The organism is Providencia sp. PROV174, from assembly GCF_028480685.1.
Lineage (GTDB): Bacteria > Pseudomonadota > Gammaproteobacteria > Enterobacterales > Enterobacteriaceae > Providencia > Providencia rettgeri.
Window position 1 is genome coordinate 272,343 of the sequence record NZ_JAMPOT010000009.1, and the last position, 20,442, is coordinate 292,784.

Sequence of the window (20,442 nt, forward strand, 5' to 3'; positions counted from 1 at the left end):
TTCTAAGATATTAACAATCATGACCAAAGCAACTAAATCAGCTCTTTCACTTCAAAATTCACTTCACCGCTAAGGTCAGCATCATAATCAACACCATTTAGGCCGAAACCAAATAAGCGGAGAAATTCAGCTTTATAGCCTTGGTAATCCGTTAGCTCATTGATGTTATTATCATTCAACTGCTGCCAAATTTCACGACATGTATTTTGAACATCATCACGCAATTCCCAATCATCTAAACGTAGACGATGTTTTTCATCAGTATCTGGCACTGCATCATTGAATAATTTAGTGGCAAATAAGCGTTGAATTTGTTCAATACAACCTTCATGGATCCCTTTCTCTTTCATGATTTTAAAGACAATAGAGATATATAAAGGCATTACAGGAATTGCAGAAGAGGCTTGTGTTACAACAGATTTTAATACAGCAACATACGCTGCCCCACCCTTAGCTTGCAATTTTTGGTTAATTGCATGAGCCGCACGGTCTAAATCTTCTTTTGCTTTACCTAATGTACCATGCCAATAAATTGGCCATGTTAAATCCGTACCAATATAAGAATAAGCCACAGATTGTGCATTATCAGCTAAAACACCTGCTTCATCTAATGCATTCATCCACAGTTCCCAATCTTGGCCGCCCATGACTTTTACTGTATCTGCGATTTCTTGTTCATTTGCGGGCTCAACAACGGCTTCAATTAGCACATCTTTGTTGGTATCCAGCGCAACAGATTTGTACGGTTCGCCAATAGGTTTCAAGGCCGAACGTACGATTTCACCTGTTTCAGGCATTTTACGCACAGGTGAGGCCAGTGAATAAACCACTAAATCAATTTGGCCTAAATCTTGTTTAATTAAATCAATAACGGTTTGACGGCATTCATCAGAAAAAGCATCACCATTAATGCTTTTCGCATACAAGCCTTCTTCTTTCGCTGCTTTGTCAAAACCTGCAGAATTGTACCAGCCCGCAGAGCCTGTTTTACCTTCACTGCCTGGCTTTTCAAAAAATACACCGATGGTAGCCGCACCGCTGCCAAATGCAGCATTGATACGAGAGGCCAAGCCGTAACCGGTAGATGCACCAATAACTAAAACTTTCTTAGGGCCGTTTTTCAGTTCACCACGTGATTTCACGTAGGCAATTTGCTCACGCACATTGGCTTCACAGCCTGCCGGATGAGCTGTAGTGCAGATAAAACCACGAATTTTAGGTTTGATAATCATAGTCATTTTTTCTTGGTAGCTAACAATCAGGGTCTAATATACCTGATATTATCCATTTACTTAAGACAGAGTGAAAATAAATAGGGAGAACAGACCAGTTTATGGCTTATTTTCTCATTAATTATCTATTTTAAATCGTTAAGCGCTTCAATAACACGACGTAATGAATCTAATTCCCGCTCAAGGCTAGTTTCTTTTCCTCTAGAATAATGGTCATATACTCTAGTCGCGCCAGAGTGGCTGTCATAACACTTATTACTAATTTTATGGATTTTCTTCCTGATTTTGGACACTTTGTTTTTATTACCATGGTATGAAGCGTGACGCAGTTGCTGCTCTAAACTCATGAGCGTTTTTCCGCAATCATAGTATTTTGAGCCTGCTTGCGAAGAAAATGGGATAAATAGCGCCAAGAGAGCGACTAATAACGTTTTTCTCATGATAATTTCCTGATATCACTCATAAAATAATTTCTACTAGTCCAACATTTATGAGTATTTTCATCTACGAGATTTATCTTAGTTAAATAATCATCGCACTTATGCATAAAATCTTGAAATGAACTTTATGAGCTAACCGATATTTTGCCACTATTAAAAATCATTGCTGACGGTAACCATTATTGAGGCGTAAAACAGGATGGGACTTTTGTTGAAGTTTTCGATGGTGAAGCCACAACTCTAGAATGCGACTTTATCGACACTTATGCGGCAGAAAGATATGTGCAAACTCATCGCTAAACGAAATAAAAACACAGCATTAGCGTGTATCAAATAACTTGATAGCTGCCTATTGCGGCTTAGTTGGTATTAAATTATGGATAACCATAACTGAGTAAACAATGTCTTTTTTATCGTGAATTTTGCGAAAATGGGCATTACTAACAATACCAACCATAATCTGCATGCCATTTTTTTCATAAACCCGCTTAAATGGCGTTGTTTCGTCATCAGATATTTTATCTAAGAAATAAATATCCCGTTTATAACGCTCGATTGTTTGCTTTGGCAAACCATATACTTCAAACATTTTCTGATTAATCGCATCGTACTCGGCCAAAATGCCTGATTGGTCGCGGCTATCTTTTCCTTGGGAAGAAACTAACATTAATGTATTTTTTTCCCGAGAAAACATCAATAAAAACAGCTTATTTGCTATTTGAGGAGAATTTTTTGATGAACATAACGCACCTCCCTCTTCAAATTCAGTGCATTGTAATCCTTTTAAATGCAATTTTTTTATATCAACGGGGGTTTGCCCCCATTTGAACCCATAGGGGGCATCCAATTTTTTCGTTGTACAACCAGAAGCAAATACCAGTATTAACGTTAACAAAATCCCTTTAATCATCACGTCTCAAATTCCAATTAAGTCATCTAATTTGATACTATCAAAAACGAATAATTAATCAAAAATTAACTTTTCTATCATCACATTAAATGACTCGATTGATTTCTGCATCGTTAAGGCCGCCTTATTCTTCTTTGCTCTCCTGTTGTTTAGCCTCTGCCATAGCAATTTCTTTCAACCAATCTGCCAACAAAGGCTTTGTTTTTACTGTATCTAGTAGTGCTCGTTCGTGTTTCGTTAATCGTACGACGACAACTTCAGTTTTCATGTTAGACATAGCTCGATCCTCTTCAAGAATCAAAATAGTGACACAAAACATCAACAGAACGGTCTGACTTACGGTTTTTTACACGAATTACGCGTTGATTGACACAATAAAGCAACTTTTGCGCTCTTATAAAAGTAATGCATTGAATATAAATAAGAAATATCACTAATAAACCGATATTAGTTGAGTAGATACAACGAATTTAAAGAAGATTAGATACAAAAAAACCACCTATTGGTGGTTAATTGTTAACTTCAAATCATGACTGATTGAAATTGAGATGGTGCCCAGGGCGGGACTTGAACCCGCACAGCCTAAAGGCCGAGGGATTTTAAATCCCTTGTGTCTACCGATTTCACCACCTGGGCCAAATTGTATTTCTCACAAACTTGGATAAATCATTAATTTATCCCGACTAACCATATATTCAATAACGATGCATAGTGGTTAGCTAACTTAAAATAAAACACTTAATGGTGTTTAATTATTTTAAGATGGTGCCCAGGGCGGGACTTGAACCCGCACAGCCTAAAGGCCGAGGGATTTTAAATCCCTTGTGTCTACCGATTTCACCACCTGGGCTAAATTTTGGAGGCGCGTCCCGGAGTCGAACCGAGCTACACGGATTTGCAATCCGGTGCATAACCGCTTTGCTAACGCGCCTTATCCGAATTTCTTTCGAAATTTGGAGCGGGAAACGAGACTCGAACTCGCGACCCCGACCTTGGCAAGGTCGTGCTCTACCAACTGAGCTATTCCCGCGTAAAGCTTCACTTTTCAGCTTATGCTTTTCAAACTGGCTGATTTACTTATTTATTTTCGTAAACCATGTTGCCGTTCGATGCGTTGCATTCTACTGATTTCACCTATCGAGTCAATACAATTATTGAAATAATTGGATCGTTCGCTGTTTTTTCAATCATTTCGATCACGCTTCGCTCAAATCGCCCCATGCAGCCTTTAAATATTGGAACATTGACCAAAACGTTAAGATAGCCGCCACATACATAAGTGCAATTGAAAGGTTTTCAATTAATGGCGTTGGACGCCACAATAAACCGACTAATGACATCATCTGAGCTGTTGTTTTAAATTTCCCAATCCAAGAAACAGCCACACTACTACGTTTACCTATCTCTGCCATCCATTCACGTAAAGATGAAATAATGATTTCACGTGCAATCATAGTTGCCGCCGGCAAAGTCACATACCAAACATCATAACTTTCTGTGACTAACACTAACGCCGTTGCAACCATGACTTTATCAGCAACCGGATCTAAAAAAGCACCAAATTTTGTGGTTTGCTTCCACAACCTTGCTAAAAAACCATCAAACCAATCAGTTACCGCTGCGATAACAAAAATAAGCGCACATGCAAACGGCCCCCAAGTAACAGGGAGATAAAAGGCTAATACAAAAAACGGTATTAGGATGACGCGAAATAATGTCAACCACGTTGGTATGTTTAATTTCATCACGCTCACTAACTTTTTGACCAAGTTGGATATTATGAATATGTTGCCCTAAGACACTCACTGTTTCAATGCATTATAAATCTTTTCTGCAAGGGCGTATGAGATCGAGGGCACTTTTGCGATTTCTTCTATGCTTGCATTACGTAAAGGCTGTAACCCACCCATATATTTTAGCAGCATCTGCCGACGTTTTGGCCCAACCCCTTCAATAGATTCTAATGCGCTGGTACTTTTGACCTTTGCTCGTCGTTGTCGATGCCCTGTAATCGCATGATTATGCGACTCATCTCGGATATGCTGGATCACATGCAACGCCGGAGAATCTGGTGGTAATGAAAAACCTTCACCTTCAGGTTTTAAAAATAACGTTTCAAGCCCCGCTTTACGGTCGCTTCCCTTAGCCACACCAATTAGCAATGGGTGCTTTTTATCCCAATCGACCTCAAGTGAATTAAATACATCCCTTGCCTGCCCTAGTTGGCCTTTACCGCCATCAATAAAGATGATGTCAGGCACTTTGCTTTCATCAATATGTTTACCATAACGACGTGTTAAAACTTGATGCATCGCCGCATAATCATCTCCTGGAGTGATCCCTGTAATATTATAGCGCCGATACTCTGATTTAACTGGCCCTGATTTATCAAATACAACACAAGAAGCGACAGTTTGCTCCCCCATCGTATGTGAAATATCAAAGCACTCCATGCGGTTAATATTTTCTAAATTAACGACTTTTGCTAGTGCTACCATACGTTGTTGCACAGTCGAGTGTTGCGCTAATTTTGTAGAAAGCGCAATTGATGCATTTGTTCTCGCTAATTTTAAGTAACGAGCCCTCACACCACGCGGCTGGCTTTGAATATTAATTTTACGACCGGCTATCTCAGAAAGAGACTCCGCTAATAATTCTTTTTCTGTTAATGCAAAATCTAATAATATTTCACCCGGTAGCGTTCTATTTTCGCTGCCTTGTAAATAAAACTGACCTAAGAAGGTTTGAACCACTTCCTCAAGCTGAGTATCTGCGGGAATTTTAGGAAAATAGCTACGGCTTCCAAGGACTTTCCCTTGACGAATAAAAAGTACATGCACGCAAGCAAGGCCAGACTCAAAAGAAACACCAATAACGTCTAGGTCATCACTGTCCCCAGATACATACTGCTCTTCCGTAACAGCCCTTACCGCTTGAATTTGATCTCTAAAACGTGCGGCATCTTCAAAGCGTAGTTCTAAACTTGCCTTTTCCATTCGCTCAACGAGACCCGCCAAAACTTGTTTATCTTTTCCGGTTAAAAATAAACGAACATATTCTACTTGTTGATTATAGTCTTCATCGGAAACTAAGCCTTTAACACAAGGACCTAAGCAACGGCCAATTTGATATTGCAGACAAGGCCTTGAGCGATTTCGATACATGCTATCTTCACATTGACGTATCGGAAACAACTTCTGCATTAACGCCAATGTTTCTCTCACCGCATAAGAACTTGGGAAAGGGCCAAAGTACTCACCTTTCGCATGTTTCGCCCCTCGATGCATCGAAATTCGAGGGTGTGTTTCACTGCTCAAAAATAGATAAGGATAAGATTTATCATCACGCAACAATACGTTATAACGTGGTTGATACAACTTAATATAGTTGTGTTCAAGTAATAGTGCTTCTGTTTCGGTATGAGTCACCGTCACATCAATAGAGGCGATTTGCTTAACCAACTGCTCTGTTTTACGGCTACCCACATTTTCACGAAAGTAACTGGATAAGCGTTTTTTAAGATCCTTTGCTTTCCCTACATATATGACCGTTTCCCCAGCGTCATACATACGGTACACACCAGGTTGATTAGTGACTGTTTTTAAGAAAGCTTTCGGCTCGAACTGTTCTGACACTCGGATAAACCCTGTTTTGCTGTAATTAAACCATAACTGATGGCTATATGAGTTAATTCTACATCACTACAGATATTAAGTTTACTAAACATTCGATATCGATAGGTATTTACTGTTTTAGGGCTCAAGGAAAGCGACTCTGCCACCCGTTTAATCGGCATTCCCTGAGTAATCATTAACATGATTTCCAACTCACGTCCTGATAATAAATCATATATATCTTGTTGATTGCTATAAATTAACCGCTGGAGAGCAAGGTCTTGCGCAATATCCGGAGAGATAATTCGCCGTTTAACACTCACAATCTGGATAGCTTCAATGAGGTCTTCTTCTGTCACATTGATACTTAATAAACCAAAAATACCGATATCTAGCGCCTTTAAAAAAAATGACGGATTATTTCTGACATTGTAAATAATGATCCCAACGTCCGGCTGAGTTCGGCGCAGTGTCTGAATTGTTTTTAGTGAATCATAACGGAAGCGATCACTACTGATTAAAATCATATTTGCTTTTTGGCATCTATTCCATGTAATCGCATGTTCCACAGTTGGAAAAGAAGCAACAACCTTATAGCGTATATGACGTGAAAAAACCGCCTCAAAACCACGAATTGCAATATTATTATCGTCAATTATTATAATATTAATCAATTAATTCCCCTGTTGGATTTTAAAATTAATTGTAAAAATAATAAATGAATAAATAAAAAAGTCACATACACTTTTTTATTTATCTTTGTTTTATTAAAAATAATATTAAATTATAATTTAGGTGAATAACTCATGTGGATTAATAATTAAAGACCACCTTATCGAGTGGTCTTAATATTAAGAATTAACTGAAGTATTATTTTTTTCCAACTAAACGACAAATAGTTTCTGATACTAAGTAGCTTTTCTCAAAAGAGCTGATTGGTAGAAACTCAAAGCATGAATGGAAATTAAGTGCCCCAGTAAAATAATTTGGAGTTAAGACACCTCTAGCTGATAAAGCAGAACCATCCGTACCACCACGCATCGGGATCACTTTAGGTTCAACCTCTTGAATTTTCAATGCATCGAAAATTAAATCAATTGCGGTACGATCATCACCTAACGAGTCACTAATATTACTATACACATCTACAATATTGCATTCAATTTTTGCTCGTGGATGACGCGCTTTTATTAACTCAACCGCTTGTTCTATAAAATGTTTTCGAGCTGCGAAACTATGGCGGTCAAAATCACGGATCGCCATTTTAATTTTAGCATTATCAGGGTTTGCGATTAAATCTGTGACATAAAAATAGCCTTCGCGATGCTCTGTGTGCTCAGGGGTATCAAAACGGTCAAAACAGCCAATAAAATCATGCGCAACCCGAATAGGATTCAATAATACATTCTTAGCTGACATGGGATGTGCAGTAATACCTTTAATTGAAACTTCGATAGAAGCTGCATTAAACGTTTCATACACAACCTCACCAAGTGCACAGCAGTCAATAGTATAAGCAAAGTCAACATTAAAGCGGGTTAAATCCATAATTTTAGAACCGCGTAGACCAATTTCTTCATCAGGTACAAACGCAACGTAGATATCCCCACAATCGAAATCGGCATATTGCAGCTTATGCATTAATTCCATAACAACCGTTACAGCGGCTTTATTATCAGCGCCCAGTACACTGGTTCCATCGCTAAAAATAATATCTTCACCCATATAAGGCGCGGCTTCAGGGTGCTCGGCAGTCTTAAACCAAATGTTTTCTTTTTCATTTAAACATAAATCCTGCCCTTCGTACCTCAAAGTTTGAGGCTTAATGATGGGAGATAACCCAACATCGACAGTATCTAAATGAGTCACAAAACCTATTTTTGGTGCTGAAGGCTTATTTCCTGGGCGCATTGCATATAAGATGGCATGGTCATCAATATAAATATCTTTCAGACCATAGCTTTCAAGTTCTTGCGCTAATAATTTTGCCAGCTCACGTTGCCCTTCTGTGCTTGGAACAACTGTGCTTGCTGCGTCACTTTGGCTTTCAATAGCGAGATAGCGGTAAAAACGCTGCTCTAATTGTTTACCTAATTCGTTCATTTCATATTCCTTGCATTGACTATATTTACCCTATCTATTTACTTAATAGATAGGGTATTGGCCCTACTTACTGTGCAGGATGCCATGTGTAACCACTGTCGAAACCAATTGGGATATCAAAAGCCCAGAACAAATATAATGTTGAAGTCAAAATAATTAATAACCCAACAGTAAATGGGATCATCATTGAGCACAATGTTCCTATTCCTGCATTTTTATAGTATTTTTGACAATACATCAGGATTAACGGATAAAACGGAAACATCGGTGTGCTCACGTTCATTGCTGAGTCACTAACACGAAATGCAGCTTGTGTTAACTCAGGTGAAATTCCCACTGCCATTAGCATCGGTACCAATACTGGCGCCATAATTGCCCATTTTGATGTTGCTGAAGTAATCATGATATTTAAAATAGCGGTTAATAGAATGACGCCAAAGACAGTCATTCCAGATGGCATATCAAGTGTACGTAATAACTCAGCTCCTGAAAGTGCTAATAATGTGCCTAAATTAGAATGTTGAAATGAATATAAAAATTGGGCTGCAAAAAAAGCAAAAACAATAAATGGGATAAGTGACTTAGTAATATTTTCCATTGCCTTAACAACATCTTTTGTTGACGTAAAAGATTTCGTCATATAACCATAAACAATGCCTGGCAAAGCAAAGAAAATAAACAGTAAAGGCACAACGATTTGCATAATAGGTGCTTTTGGGCTAGTTAAGCTGCCATCAGGCCCACGTAATGGGGAGTTCTCTGGCCATAACAATGCAAATAATCCGATACCTAAAGCAATTAGCACTAAACCTGAAATACGAAAAGCACGATTCTCAACATTCGTAATTTTACCTAAATCTTTTTCAGAATCAGTATCCACTTCGTTTGTACTGATCGGACAATTTTTATTTAACCATGGTTCAACAATCTTTTCAGTGATAAACCAGCACGTGAAAATAACCCCAAATGTACCACCCAAACTAAAGAAATAGTTACATAAAACATTTACGCTATAACCTGGTGCTAGCATTTGCGCAGCATCTTGTGTAAAGCTCTGCATTATTGGGTCAATAATTGACGGTGTATAGCTTGCAGTAAATCCACCCGCTAAACCTGCAAATGCTGCAGCAATCCCAGCTAATGGATGACGGCCACTCGCATAAAACATCATTGCTGCAACTGGCATTAAAATAACATAGGCAGAGTCTGAAGCAATATGAGAAACGATCCCGACAAACACCACAGTAGGCGTTAACATTCGAGGTGAAATAAACGACAACATTTTTTTCAATGCAGTATTAATAAAACCGCTGCTTTCAGCGATACCAATACCTAACGTTGCCACTATCGTTATACCGAGAGGAGGAAAATTAATGAAATTTTTAACTGCCGCAGTAATAAATAATATTATTTCCTCATACTGGAACATATTAACTATAGCGATTTTTTCTTTTGAAAGAGGATGGTAATAACTAAAATCTACGAAAGAAAGCAGATAAGATAAAAACCAACATATAATCAGGGCATAAACAAACAGCATAGTCACATCAGGCATAACATTACCAATGCGCTCAACACGGTTTAAGAACCCTTTTTTCTTGGGAAGTGTTTTAGTTGTCATATTTACAAGCTACTTATGTTATTAGAATAGAAACTTTATAACAGTAAATAACCTATATATAAAAGTAAAATACTTTTGTGATTAGTTCTAACAGGATAAACCAGTTGCAAATTAAAACATTAGAATTATTTATATTAATTTTATATTTCAAATATACTATATCTTAAATTTTATTAACTTATAGATTTAGATGTAGAATATATTACTTAAGTGTTTGGCTTCGTGGTTACGCATACAAAAAAAGGAATAATAATTACACTTTTTTTGTATGCACGTAAATTAGACTAATGTATGTTATTCACGCTTTAATTTTTCAGTATTTGCAATATAAAGTGCTACAACAAGTACCAAAATCGCCCCTGCATGTAACAGCGTTGTCATTGGGTCACTATGGTCAACAATAATTAAGCGAATAATTGCCGTAATACCTATATAGATAAAATACCTTAGTGGGAAGTGATAGCCCGACATAAAATACTTTATTATCAAAGCAATAAATTCAAAATACAAAAAATAAATGACAATACCTTCTAGTAACTCATAGGCCGTTGCTCCTTTTGAGCTACCAAACATTAATGACGCCATTGTCACTGTTTCTTTAGCTAAGAAGAATACAAGTACAGCAGCGAGTGCTATCAAGCCTATATTTAATATCCATTGCAGTACCCACGCGATATTACTCGCATGACGCATTCCTTTCATACCGTTCATTTGTTATCCCTCAGAACAACTTCTAAGTCTAGTTATTACCTTAATTGTAAAACAAATTTAAGTCGTTCGCATGACAAATAAGAACTTAATTTAACCAATAAAATCAAAAAATACAGTCTGAATAGCTACTACCGAATTGCCTATTTCTTGCTATTAATACTATAACTAGAAACTTTAGTCAGATGATGGGGACATCATTTCCATAATATCTTTCTCTGTCAACATAGGTGTCCTTTCTACAAAGTTATAATACTTAGGCTTGCTATCGATGTAAATTTGCATACTCATTTGCGCATCTTGGCTCTCTTTAAATAAAGCTGCTGATGCATAATATGTTGAAGGCGAAAGTAAATGATAAAAAAGGTGTGAACCACAATTTTTACAAAATGCACGTTCTCCCCATTGAGATGACGCGAAAATTGTCACAGCTTCTTGCCCCTCAATGATTAAATCGTTACCACAATCAACACTAAAACCTGGACCACCATTCCACTTTTGGCACATTCCGCAATGGCATACACTGACATGACTAATATCTTTTGGCGTTGTGATTTTTACAGAACCGCACAAACATTGGCCTTGATGCATAGAATCCCCTTTATTTAGATCGTAGATTTGTAATCTTAATATGAGCGTGTCCGCAGTAAAATTTAAGTGATGATTTACCTTTTATCTATTCTGAATTGTCGCCCACTAAAACGTTTATCGTTAACAATACTGCGCAGTTGTGAACTATCAAGTTCTTTCGTTTCCCGTTCAAACTCAATATCTGCGTCATTTCCGTCTGTATTTTGTAGCACATATTCATACGTCACTTTGTTATGTACAGCAATCTCTGTTAATACCGTATTACTCGTAGCTTGGGCAGCTATTGAAAAACCAGTCAAAATAACAACCATAATAAATATACGAGCCAGTAATATTTTTTTCATCATTATCTCCTATTCCACTAGAACTGTTTTAGCGCAAATCTCTGTCAGAAAAAACAGGCTACAAGTAAGAGTTATCATGATTAAGTAAAGAGATGTCAAAACCGTCAACGACGTAAATTAAGACCAAATAGGGTGCGATCCCCTATTTGGTTAATAAAAATCTAGTTATAGCTCTTCATTGTTCGTTTTATCTGAAGAATTAACTTCTCTTAATAAATACCAGCAAAAATACCCTAATACTAATATTCCAATAAATAATAATACCCATAAGGTAATTATCAGCCAGCTAAAATTATCATCAACTTCTTCTGTTGCAGTTAACCTATCTACACCCCCCAATTCAATGACTGTATTATCAAGAAAGAGCTGAGGGTAATTCATCATTAGTTCATCAATGCTATCTGGTTTCCCTATCAGCTGGCTTGTGGTCAATTTATCGAAGCTTGCTTGTTTATTTCCCCAAACAAGCAAATACGGAGCGGGACCTTGTAAATTAAAAATAAGGTTATAAGCATCTCGTTTCCCCGTTAGCCTTGGTGGTTGGTCCTCCCAACTGCCTTTGAGTGCAGAAATTCTTACTTTACCTACCATTTCGCCATAAAGTGTAGTGCTCGGATTACTAACTAATTCACCCTCTATTATTTGATTATATGCAACAATATTAGTGAGTAATTTCCAACTTTCACCTCTATCAGATGAATACTCAATTTTTAGTGGGATCACGCGATTTGATTGCTGCAATTGTATTTGTAACTCACTTAATGGCTGAGCTCTTGGCAATTGATATATAACATGGTCTTTTGAAACTCCATCATTGGTCATTTCAAAATGGAATAATTCCTGACGATAAGTTGAATTAAGTATACTAGAAGTAGCATTTACTTTTAATAAGTCAGGGATAACAATATCAGGGCCACTTACAATCACAGCCATAAGATAAGGTGCATTCAATGCCTCTGAATTACCATTTAATAATTCAATATTATTACTTGCAATAGTTTCAGAATTTAACTTCAAATTCATAATTGGCTGGTTTGTTGCGATATTTAGCCAGTTTTCTTTGTCATCACTGGAAAAAACAAATACCTTTGCCTGCCATTCATTCTCACTTTTGGCCCAGTCTAATGTCAGGTTTTTAATTGGCGTATCTTTAGTTTGACTTTGATTTCTCGTTAATAAATAAGCCTGATAAGCAACATTGTCTTTTACCTGCATACTAGGCAACTCAATTCTATTTACCTTGCCTGGAATAGATTCAACTAATAGATGTTGCCTTTCTCTGCGCACATCATCATGAGAATTAACACTATCAACCTGCGTCACTAAACGTTGTGGCGTAAAAATCACTTTCTCATTAGAAATGGACTTTTCCGTATCAGAAAATAAGACTGAAGGAATTTCATTACCCGTACCGTTAAAGACGCGAACATCTTGCAAGGTCTTGGGATACGCTGAATTAATGTATGCATTTACAGGGAGCTCTAACCAATAAAAAGGGGTCGATGTATCGAGTACATTTATTTCTGAGCCTTGATAAAAACTATAAGGTGTAGCCTCTTCTACTGTCTGAGCATTTAAGTAACTTGAAAACAATAATGACAAAGAGAAGACTGCAAAAAACCTTCCTAGCCCGGTATTTTTTATTAAACTCATGATTGTATCTCCTGTTCGACTTTCCCTTTTGTTTCTTTTGGTGGTAATGGTGAAAAATACCCAACAATTAAAATTAATAATGCAACGCCAATAAAGGAAATTGCGCGAGAAATACCACCCTGTCCATAAATATCAATTAAGAATAACTTGGCAATAACACAAGCAAAAATACCGGCTCCCATAAACCACCAAATACGATTTTTCTTAATAGCGGCAATAGTGATACAGGCTAGTGCAGCCAATGCCCAACTGATAGAAAGCACAGTTTGCACTAAGCGTGAATCATAAAGAGTATAATAGTTCCAATTTAGCTCAGCGAAATCTGCTATTGCACGAATTAAAATACCGTTAAACCAATAAGCAGAAAGTGCAATTATAGCCACTAATAAACTACGTAGAACCCAAAAATTAGCCGCTGTCACGTTACGTATTTTTTGAGTGAAGCCTTTACGTATTAAAATTAGAGTCGCAATACTAAATAACCCAGCTTCATCTAATGGGTTGATTAACGGCACATAACTCCAAAAGGTCAATTTGCCATCTTCTAAATTCGCATAGCAAGATAATACAATTAACCCCACTGTCACAGGGAGCATTGCATACCAATAAATTAACCCATTACGTTTCATTGGTGGCGTTCTATTTTGTTGCAGCCAATAAAGAACAATCACGGTTAGTGTTATCGCCATGACATAAATAAAATACCCCACTTCATGCATTCCCCACGGTAAAATGGAGACGAACCAATTCACTTGAGTAGCAATAAATGCAAGAATTAGCCATAAATTAGCGCTATGAAGTACTCTTTGCATCCAGCGATCACGAAGTTTATACGCATGAATAACAAATAAAACAGAGCTACCCAATACAACTGGCCATATAAGAGAACCCTCGCCACGCCCCATCGGGTTTTGGTCATTTAAGAAATCTAAACCAAGATAATAATAACCCGCAATCCATAGGATGGATTGGCAAAGTAGTAATGGCACCCAATTTATATGGATAGCATATAAACGCCAAAACCAAACAGAAATAACGACCAATACTAAAATAATAAAGCCTTCAGATTCACGACTCCATGATAAGATATCGGTAAATAAGGGGAGCCAGCAAAACCAAGTCACCAAGCCAATAATTAAGAAACCGTAGCTAAATAAAGTAAAGTTGCTGTCTTCATGACGACGAGTATGGAAAAGCCCACCAGCCATAAAACATGCGATTAATAGCACTGGCACCATATAAGTACTACTGCGACTCCAATATAAATAAGGATAATCACTTAATAAGGTTATTGCGCTAATAACAATCAATAAAGAACCAATAGCCGCCATTTTTTTCTGGTTTTGCTGTAAGCCAAACCAAAGAATTAGCAACCCTTCTAATGACCAAATAATGGAGGTCCACTCAAATGTTAACGCTAGTGGAATAGCTAAAGTAATAAAACCAGCGCCAATAATAATATTCGCTAATGCCATATTTTTGCCAGCAGATTTATAGCGCTTATGTACTTGTAATCCAGTTATCAGATATAACAAACCTACCACCAGTGAAATAAAGGCTGGCAGTAAACCTTCCCCTTGTGAAATAAAGAATTGAAGGGCAATACTAATAAAAGGTGGAACAAACAGCAGTGTATTATCAACAATCAGTTGCTTGCTATGTTCAAAACGCAGTGAAAACAGTTGAGTTAAGGCATTAAATACAACTAAATTAGCGATGATAAAGAGTTGGCAGGATAAATAATAGCCTGGCTGGTAATTTTCTAATCCCCATAAAATGGCAACACCATAAGTCATCACCATACCAACTAAATTTAAAGGACGCCAAGCTTGCCACACACTAATAACCAAAATACCAATAGACAGCATCAGGTAATAAGAAAACAAGACAACATGGCTTCCACCGCCAGTAGAAAGCAATACAGGTGCTAAATACCCACCTATTGATGCTAAAACGGCTAAACTAATAGTTCGCTGCAATAATGCCAAAGCAATACTTGCGGCACAAATAAGTAACATAAACGCAAATGCCATTCCATATGGCACCATCGTATATAATTTAAAGGCAGCAAAAATAGTGATATACAAGCAGCCTATCGCCCCTCCTTGTAAAATCAACCCAAATAATGCCTTTTTGTTTCGTAACCACCAACCAACCCCTAGTAAGGCTAAGCACCCTACCGCACTGAAAATTAACCGCATTTGTGGTGAAATAATTTCATTTTGCACGCTGTAATTCAGTAAATATGCCACCCCTAGGAATAACAGCAGGATACCTATTTTCGCAACTGGGTTTCCTTTAAATAACCAACTAAAGAAATGGCTGAATATTGATTTATCATGACTGGTCGTATGCTGATTATTTTGATTTGTATTAGGTTTACTATGATTAAATCGATTTGGGTCTACTTGCTGTGCTACCGTGTTATCAAGCCTATTTAGGTTGATATTTTCATGAGTTGGTTGTTCCCTCATAGGAACCGAATTCAAATTATCAGATAAACCATGCTCTTTTTCAGCTTGCTGGTAAGCAACATGGCTGATTGAGGCAAGCTCTTGAGGTGCTCCCAGTTCGTTGTCTAATTTAACGTCCGCACTAGAGGAAAATTCATTTTCCCCTTGCTCTACATAAGCTTCCTGTATTTCATCTAAGACTGGTTGAGGAGATGTCACACCATCAATGGATACACTTTGCGTGTATTTTGCTTTTGAAAGTAAAGTTTCTAACGAGGAAACCTTCTGATTTAACAGCGAAATTTGGTACTGCAACCGACCTGTTCGATTGATGGCAATGATAGCAAGAATCGGAGCTAGCACTAGCAGAAAAACTAATACGAGTCCTACTAGTATCCAAGTATCCACAAATAGGTTTCCTCATAATAAAATTCACAATTTAGAATCTGGAAAATAATGACCACGATTACTGCTAGTGTAGATAGCATTGATCCCCTTGCCAACCAAATGTAATAAACTGTTACAAAATAATTCGTTACATTCTGCTTTTAGGTATACCTTAAACAAAAAAGAAGCGATATGGCGCTCTTCTTTTATGACTTATTCATACTCTCATTAGTTATTTTAGTAACTAAGAAAACCCTTAATCATCATTTAATGATAATTTTATTCATAATGAATAGGCAATTTATTAAGCATCTATTTTTAGTATTCCTTTTTAGATATTCAAAAAAATAGCAATGCAAATTTTATTAGTACAATTATTTTTATTATGATATCTATATAATATCTTTATCTTCAACGTATTACTCTAATATTTACTATCTTTAAATGACTAAAGTCATTTAAAACTATATTAATTATTTTTTTATAACACATTGATAAAAGCATAAATGTTTTAATTTAAATAAAGTTAATACAAAGAAAAATGTTAGCTGTCATTTCACAGACTTTTTATACAACAAGGCCTATCGCATAATATCGGGAGAATTTTTAATGCTAACTCACATTATACTTGCTGCTTTAGGACCCATTGTTCTTGGATTAGCCGTCGGTTGGCTATCGGGTAAATATGGGTTTATCAAAAGAGAGTATTCCCAAGCCTTTGCTGACTTTGTAGTTAAAATAGCATTACCATTTGCATTATTTCTAGCTGCTGCACAGGCTCCCCCCTCGGTATTGCTCAATATTGACTACTTATTAGCATTAGCCGTAGGACTAATTGCAACATACGTGATTGGTTTTATTTTTGGTAAGTTTATTTTTCTCCACAACAAAAAAGATGCTGCAATGCAAGCATTGTCGGTGTCTTTTCCTGATATGGCCTACTGTGGGCCACCTGTATTGCTCGCAACTGTCGGGTCATCAGGCTTAATCGCTATGGTATTAGGCAACCTTATTTATACGGTCATTATTATCCCATTTACTCTCTTAATGATCAGTGGCTCGCAACAAGGACATAGCGTTTTTAAGTCTATTGGGAAAGCCATTGCCCAACCCTTAGTTTTTCTTCCTATTCTAGGGGCATTATTGGCTATTTTTGGTGTTAAATTACCTGAAATATTACAAAACTCAGTTAATGAATTAGGTAAAACAGCCGGCGGAGTCGCTTTATTCTTCCTTGGATTACTTCTTTCAGGGATCAAACTGACAATAAGTAAGGAAATTATATTTAATGTCTTTATAAAAAACTTTGTTCAAGCTGCTCTTATTTTAGGGACTGGGCTCGCTTTAGGATTACAAGATGATTTACTTAAAGCCGCGTTTATCATTGGTGTATTACCCACTGCGACCGCCGTTCCTGCATTAGCAATTAGCAATCAGGCCTATACGGAAACCTCTGCTGGAACCGTGTTATTAAGTACACTTGCTGCCTTAATTTCAATTATTGGCGGTATCACTATCGTCGAAATGCTTTAGCTTTTAAATTAATGGTAGCCTAAACATAGGCTGCCATTTCATTGCGGCACTAAATTCTCTGTTGCTTTTATCAGCTATAATTTGCCAGACAGATCACAAAAAACGTATCATAGAGATAAGTACTTTTCTTTTATACACCTGGGATACGAACAAAAAATGAAAATTAGTGATGAGTTAGCTTCCGCTATCGCTTCCGTTACCGAAGTCGCTGCTGTAGCTGCCTTCGATTGGGTAGGTAAACAAGATAAAAATGCCGCAGATAAAGCCGCTGTTGAAGCAATGAGAAATCGCCTAAATGAAATTGATTTTCATGGCAAAATTGTTATTGGTGAAGGTGAAATCGACGATGCTCCGATGCTATATATTGGCGAACAAGTTGGCAAACAATCAAGTTCTGTAGGGTTAGATATTGCAGTAGATCCTATCGATGGAACTCGTATGGTAGCTTGCAATGAAAAAAATGCCATTGCCGTACTTGCTGCTGCACCGACGGGAACACTGCTTCAAGCACCTGATATGTACATGGAAAAACTTGTTGTTGGTGCCGCAGCGAAAGGTGCTGTTCACCTGGCAAATCCCCTAGAAAAAAATTTAGAATTTCTCTCCTCCGCACTGAATAAACCGATTTCAAACCTTTCAATCGCAGTGCTTGATAAACCTCGCCATCAACACATTATTAACACTATCCGTAATTTTGGTGCGAATGTGATTACCATCCCTGATGGCGATGTGCTCGCCTCATTACTTACCATCCTTCCAGAGCATCCCATTGATATGATGTATGGGACTGGTGGTGCTCCTGAAGGCATTATCAGTGCAGCCATCGCTCGCGCTTTAGGCGGTGATATGCAAGCAAGGCTAATTTCTCGAGATAAAGCCAAAGGGGATAGCGAAGAAAACAAACAGCTCGCGGCACAAGAAATTTTGCGCTGTCAGCAAATGGGGTTAGAAATTGGTGAAGTGTTATCTCTAGACCAGATGGTGAGTACTTCTGATGTCATATTTGCCGCCACAGCTATCACACCAACAATCTTGATGGATGGTGTATCAATAGATGCTTACAGCCGTATTTCAAATACCATTTTGGTTAATGGCCGTGACCGTTCGCTAAAACTGATTAATAATCGCTATTTTAATTAATGCAATAATACAGTATGTCGTATATATCAAAAGGGCTTTTCAGCCCTTTTGATTACAACTATTTAAGATGAAAATTAACGCTCAAGAGTCATACGATTTAACATCGGAGCAGTTAAAACCATCAAAATTGCCATCACACCCGTCACTAAACCAATCTTCAGGAATACGTCGCTATACACGGCTAAAGATTCAACTTTACTAGTAAGTTCACCTTCTGGTGCCGCTGCCATTGAGGCAACATACCCTGCGATAAATGCAGCTGCTGAGTTAGTCAGGAACCACGCGCCCATAATAAAGCCCATTAAACGCTGTGGAACTAACTGAGCTACCATCGCAAGGCCAAGACCTGAGATCATCAGCTCACCAATACTTTGGAAGCCATAGCAGATAACTAGCCATTGAACAGAAACAATCCCTGCTTCATTTGCAAATTTCGCACCTAATGGCAAAACTAAGAATGCCGCGGAACATAGCAACATACCAATGGCAAATTTATGTGGCATCGGTAAGTTGTCGCCCATTTTATTATAAATTGCAGCTAAAATTGGGCTTCCAATCATGATCCATAATGGGTTCAGAGCTTGGTATTGTGCAGGTTCAATAGAAAAACCAAAAACTTCATGCTCTACGTTATGTAATGCAAAGAAGTTTAGCGATGTAGGCATTTGGCTATAAAGAACAAAGAATACGATCGCTTCAAGCATTAGAATCAATGCAACAATCATGCGGCGACGCGCCGTACCTTTCAGTGCTAATGTTTCTTTGATAAAGATAACTAAAATACCCAAAGAAATAATCGCTAGTGCTGTACGAGCAATACCGAGGTTATGCAATAACCATGTTGAAATCGCAATGAGTGCCACAACACCAGCAACAGTTGCGACCAATCTAGAGATAACGACAGGAGCGAAGTCAGGCTTTGAGCCATGTTGAGAAACCCATTTTTTACACATATAGAAGTTAATCAATGTGATAATCAGGCCTACAACACTAAGAGAGAACGCAACATCCCAGCCATAATGTTTTGCTAACCATGGTGTTGCAATCATTGAGAAGAATGAACCGATATTCACGGACATATAGTACATGGTGAATGCACCGTCCAAACGAGGATCGTCTTTTTCATAGCAGGTTGATAAGAGTGATGATGGGTTTGCTTTAAACAAACCATTACCAACTGCAATAGTTGCTAAGCCAACATACACCATCGACACATCATGCCCTGAGAAAGCAACAAATGCGTACCCCGCAATCAGTGTTATCGTTCCAAGAACAATAACACGTTTTGTTCCGAGAACTTTATCCCCTAACCAACCACCTACCGCAACAAAACCATAAACTAATGCTGCAAACGCCGAGAAAAGTGTAATTGATTCTGTTTCTGACATACCCAGCACTTGACTTAGGTATATTGGAAGGATCCCTTGAAGACCGTAGTAACCAAAACGTTCCCAGAGTTCGATAGAAAAAATAAGATAGAATGAGCGAGGTTGCTTAAACGCGTTAAGACTTACTTCCTCTTTGTTATTTGTTGTGGACACAAGTTACCTCTAGTACAACCTGTACATATGCAAAAAAACCACGGAACGCTCTATGCGCTCTCGCATTGTTATGATCTCAAGAATTCAAAGTTGAAAAGATTCACTTTTGGTAGGAGGAGTATCATTCCCTGACCTCAAAACAAACAAAACTGTGTGTAGACTTGTTTATGGA

Annotated in this window: 17 protein-coding genes and 4 tRNA genes; 2 read left to right on the forward strand and 19 right to left on the reverse strand. The window is 37.7% G+C overall.

Annotated elements, in window-relative coordinates; all coding sequences use genetic code 11:
* Positions 1 to 32: 32 nt before the first annotated feature.
* The 18 genes from fabV to PSE60_RS08715 form a co-directional block, all read right to left on the reverse strand.
* The gene (fabV, locus tag PSE60_RS08630; RefSeq protein WP_109911334.1) at positions 33 to 1,232 is read right to left on the reverse strand and encodes an enoyl-ACP reductase FabV; all 1,200 of its coding nucleotides are present in this window, start codon (positions 1,230 to 1,232) and stop codon (positions 33 to 35) included.
* A gap of 125 nt (positions 1,233 to 1,357) precedes the next feature.
* Complete coding sequence (locus PSE60_RS08635) at positions 1,358 to 1,672, reverse strand: DUF1090 family protein (RefSeq protein ID WP_272665142.1); 315 nt, start codon at positions 1,670 to 1,672, stop codon at positions 1,358 to 1,360.
* A gap of 349 nt (positions 1,673 to 2,021) precedes the next feature.
* Positions 2,022 to 2,585, reverse strand: coding sequence for a hypothetical protein (locus tag PSE60_RS08640; RefSeq protein WP_272665143.1), 564 nt, complete (start codon positions 2,583 to 2,585; stop codon positions 2,022 to 2,024).
* A gap of 121 nt (positions 2,586 to 2,706) precedes the next feature.
* Entirely contained in the window at positions 2,707 to 2,859 is a 153-nt protein-coding gene (locus PSE60_RS08645) for an MbeCy (RefSeq protein WP_210839618.1), read from the reverse strand.
* Positions 2,860 to 3,131: 272 nt separating this feature from the next.
* A tRNA-Leu gene (locus PSE60_RS08650) sits at positions 3,132 to 3,218 on the reverse strand.
* 127 nt (positions 3,219 to 3,345) lie between these two features.
* A tRNA-Leu gene (locus PSE60_RS08655) sits at positions 3,346 to 3,432 on the reverse strand.
* A 7-nt stretch (positions 3,433 to 3,439) separates the two neighbouring features.
* Positions 3,440 to 3,513, reverse strand: a tRNA-Cys gene (locus tag PSE60_RS08660).
* Positions 3,514 to 3,536: 23 nt separating this feature from the next.
* Positions 3,537 to 3,612, reverse strand: a tRNA-Gly gene (locus tag PSE60_RS08665).
* 166 nt (positions 3,613 to 3,778) lie between these two features.
* Complete coding sequence (gene pgsA / locus PSE60_RS08670; protein ID WP_004263394.1) at positions 3,779 to 4,327, reverse strand: CDP-diacylglycerol--glycerol-3-phosphate 3-phosphatidyltransferase; 549 nt, start codon at positions 4,325 to 4,327, stop codon at positions 3,779 to 3,781.
* A gap of 57 nt (positions 4,328 to 4,384) precedes the next feature.
* The gene (gene uvrC, locus PSE60_RS08675; RefSeq protein WP_272665144.1) at positions 4,385 to 6,217 is read right to left on the reverse strand and encodes an excinuclease ABC subunit UvrC; all 1,833 of its coding nucleotides are present in this window, start codon (positions 6,215 to 6,217) and stop codon (positions 4,385 to 4,387) included.
* The gene (locus PSE60_RS08680) at positions 6,184 to 6,870 is read right to left on the reverse strand and encodes a LuxR C-terminal-related transcriptional regulator (RefSeq protein WP_272665145.1); all 687 of its coding nucleotides are present in this window, start codon (positions 6,868 to 6,870) and stop codon (positions 6,184 to 6,186) included. Before PSE60_RS08680 ends, uvrC begins: the two co-directional genes overlap by 34 nt.
* Positions 6,871 to 7,066: 196 nt before the next feature.
* A complete protein-coding gene (gene pepT, locus PSE60_RS08685; protein ID WP_272665146.1) occupies positions 7,067 to 8,299 on the reverse strand; it encodes a peptidase T in 1,233 nt (410 codons plus the stop codon).
* A gap of 67 nt (positions 8,300 to 8,366) precedes the next feature.
* Positions 8,367 to 9,920: an AbgT family transporter gene (locus tag PSE60_RS08690; protein ID WP_210840125.1), complete on the reverse strand. Its 1,554-nt coding sequence runs from the start codon at positions 9,918 to 9,920 to the stop codon at positions 8,367 to 8,369.
* 294 nt (positions 9,921 to 10,214) lie between these two features.
* Positions 10,215 to 10,622, reverse strand: coding sequence for a phosphate-starvation-inducible protein PsiE (psiE, locus tag PSE60_RS08695; protein ID WP_371021253.1), 408 nt, complete (start codon positions 10,620 to 10,622; stop codon positions 10,215 to 10,217).
* A gap of 183 nt (positions 10,623 to 10,805) precedes the next feature.
* Entirely contained in the window at positions 10,806 to 11,219 is a 414-nt protein-coding gene (locus PSE60_RS08700; RefSeq protein ID WP_210840123.1) for a GFA family protein, read from the reverse strand.
* Between the two features lie 74 nt (positions 11,220 to 11,293).
* A complete protein-coding gene (locus PSE60_RS08705; protein ID WP_272665147.1) occupies positions 11,294 to 11,563 on the reverse strand; it encodes a hypothetical protein in 270 nt (89 codons plus the stop codon).
* A 165-nt stretch (positions 11,564 to 11,728) separates the two neighbouring features.
* Entirely contained in the window at positions 11,729 to 13,216 is a 1,488-nt protein-coding gene (locus PSE60_RS08710; RefSeq protein ID WP_272665148.1) for a DUF3999 family protein, read from the reverse strand.
* On the reverse strand, positions 13,213 to 16,077 hold the full coding sequence (locus PSE60_RS08715) for a DUF2339 domain-containing protein (protein WP_272665149.1): 2,865 nt from the start codon (positions 16,075 to 16,077) through the stop codon (positions 13,213 to 13,215). The genes PSE60_RS08710 and PSE60_RS08715 overlap by 4 nt, the downstream gene beginning before the upstream one ends.
* Before the next feature lie 588 nt (positions 16,078 to 16,665).
* Here PSE60_RS08715 and PSE60_RS08720 point away from each other — a divergent pair.
* On the forward strand, positions 16,666 to 17,589 hold the full coding sequence (locus tag PSE60_RS08720) for an AEC family transporter (RefSeq protein ID WP_272665150.1): 924 nt from the start codon (positions 16,666 to 16,668) through the stop codon (positions 17,587 to 17,589).
* Between the two features lie 162 nt (positions 17,590 to 17,751).
* Positions 17,752 to 18,729, forward strand: a complete 978-nt coding sequence (gene glpX / locus PSE60_RS08725) for a class II fructose-bisphosphatase (RefSeq protein WP_210840409.1) — start codon at positions 17,752 to 17,754, stop codon at positions 18,727 to 18,729.
* Positions 18,730 to 18,803: 74 nt separating this feature from the next.
* On the opposite strand, the gene dtpA is transcribed toward glpX, so the two are convergent.
* Complete coding sequence (gene dtpA, locus PSE60_RS08730) at positions 18,804 to 20,270, reverse strand: dipeptide/tripeptide permease DtpA (protein ID WP_109911202.1); 1,467 nt, start codon at positions 20,268 to 20,270, stop codon at positions 18,804 to 18,806.
* Positions 20,271 to 20,442: the final 172 nt, after the last annotated feature.

Bases quoted from the DNA above. Each gene is read 5' to 3' on its own strand.
- fabV (WP_109911334.1), bottom strand. From the start codon at position 1,232: ATGATTATCAAACCTAAAATTCGTGGTTTTATCTGCACTACAGCTCAT.
- PSE60_RS08645 (WP_210839618.1), bottom strand. From the start codon at position 2,859: ATGTCTAACATGAAAACTGAAGTTGTCGTCGTACGATTAACGAAACAC.
- PSE60_RS08720 (WP_272665150.1), top strand. From the start codon at position 16,666: ATGCTAACTCACATTATACTTGCTGCTTTAGGACCCATTGTTCTTGGA.
- pepT (WP_272665146.1), bottom strand. From the start codon at position 8,299: ATGAACGAATTAGGTAAACAATTAGAGCAGCGTTTTTACCGCTATCTC.
- PSE60_RS08635 (WP_272665142.1), bottom strand. From the start codon at position 1,672: ATGAGAAAAACGTTATTAGTCGCTCTCTTGGCGCTATTTATCCCATTT.
- PSE60_RS08705 (WP_272665147.1), bottom strand. From the start codon at position 11,563: ATGAAAAAAATATTACTGGCTCGTATATTTATTATGGTTGTTATTTTG.
- PSE60_RS08700 (WP_210840123.1), bottom strand. From the start codon at position 11,219: ATGCATCAAGGCCAATGTTTGTGCGGTTCTGTAAAAATCACAACGCCA.
- PSE60_RS08690 (WP_210840125.1), bottom strand. From the start codon at position 9,920: ATGACAACTAAAACACTTCCCAAGAAAAAAGGGTTCTTAAACCGTGTT.
- PSE60_RS08710 (WP_272665148.1), bottom strand. From the start codon at position 13,216: ATGAGTTTAATAAAAAATACCGGGCTAGGAAGGTTTTTTGCAGTCTTC.
- psiE (WP_371021253.1), bottom strand. From the start codon at position 10,622: ATGAAAGGAATGCGTCATGCGAGTAATATCGCGTGGGTACTGCAATGG.
- pgsA (WP_004263394.1), bottom strand. From the start codon at position 4,327: ATGAAATTAAACATACCAACGTGGTTGACATTATTTCGCGTCATCCTA.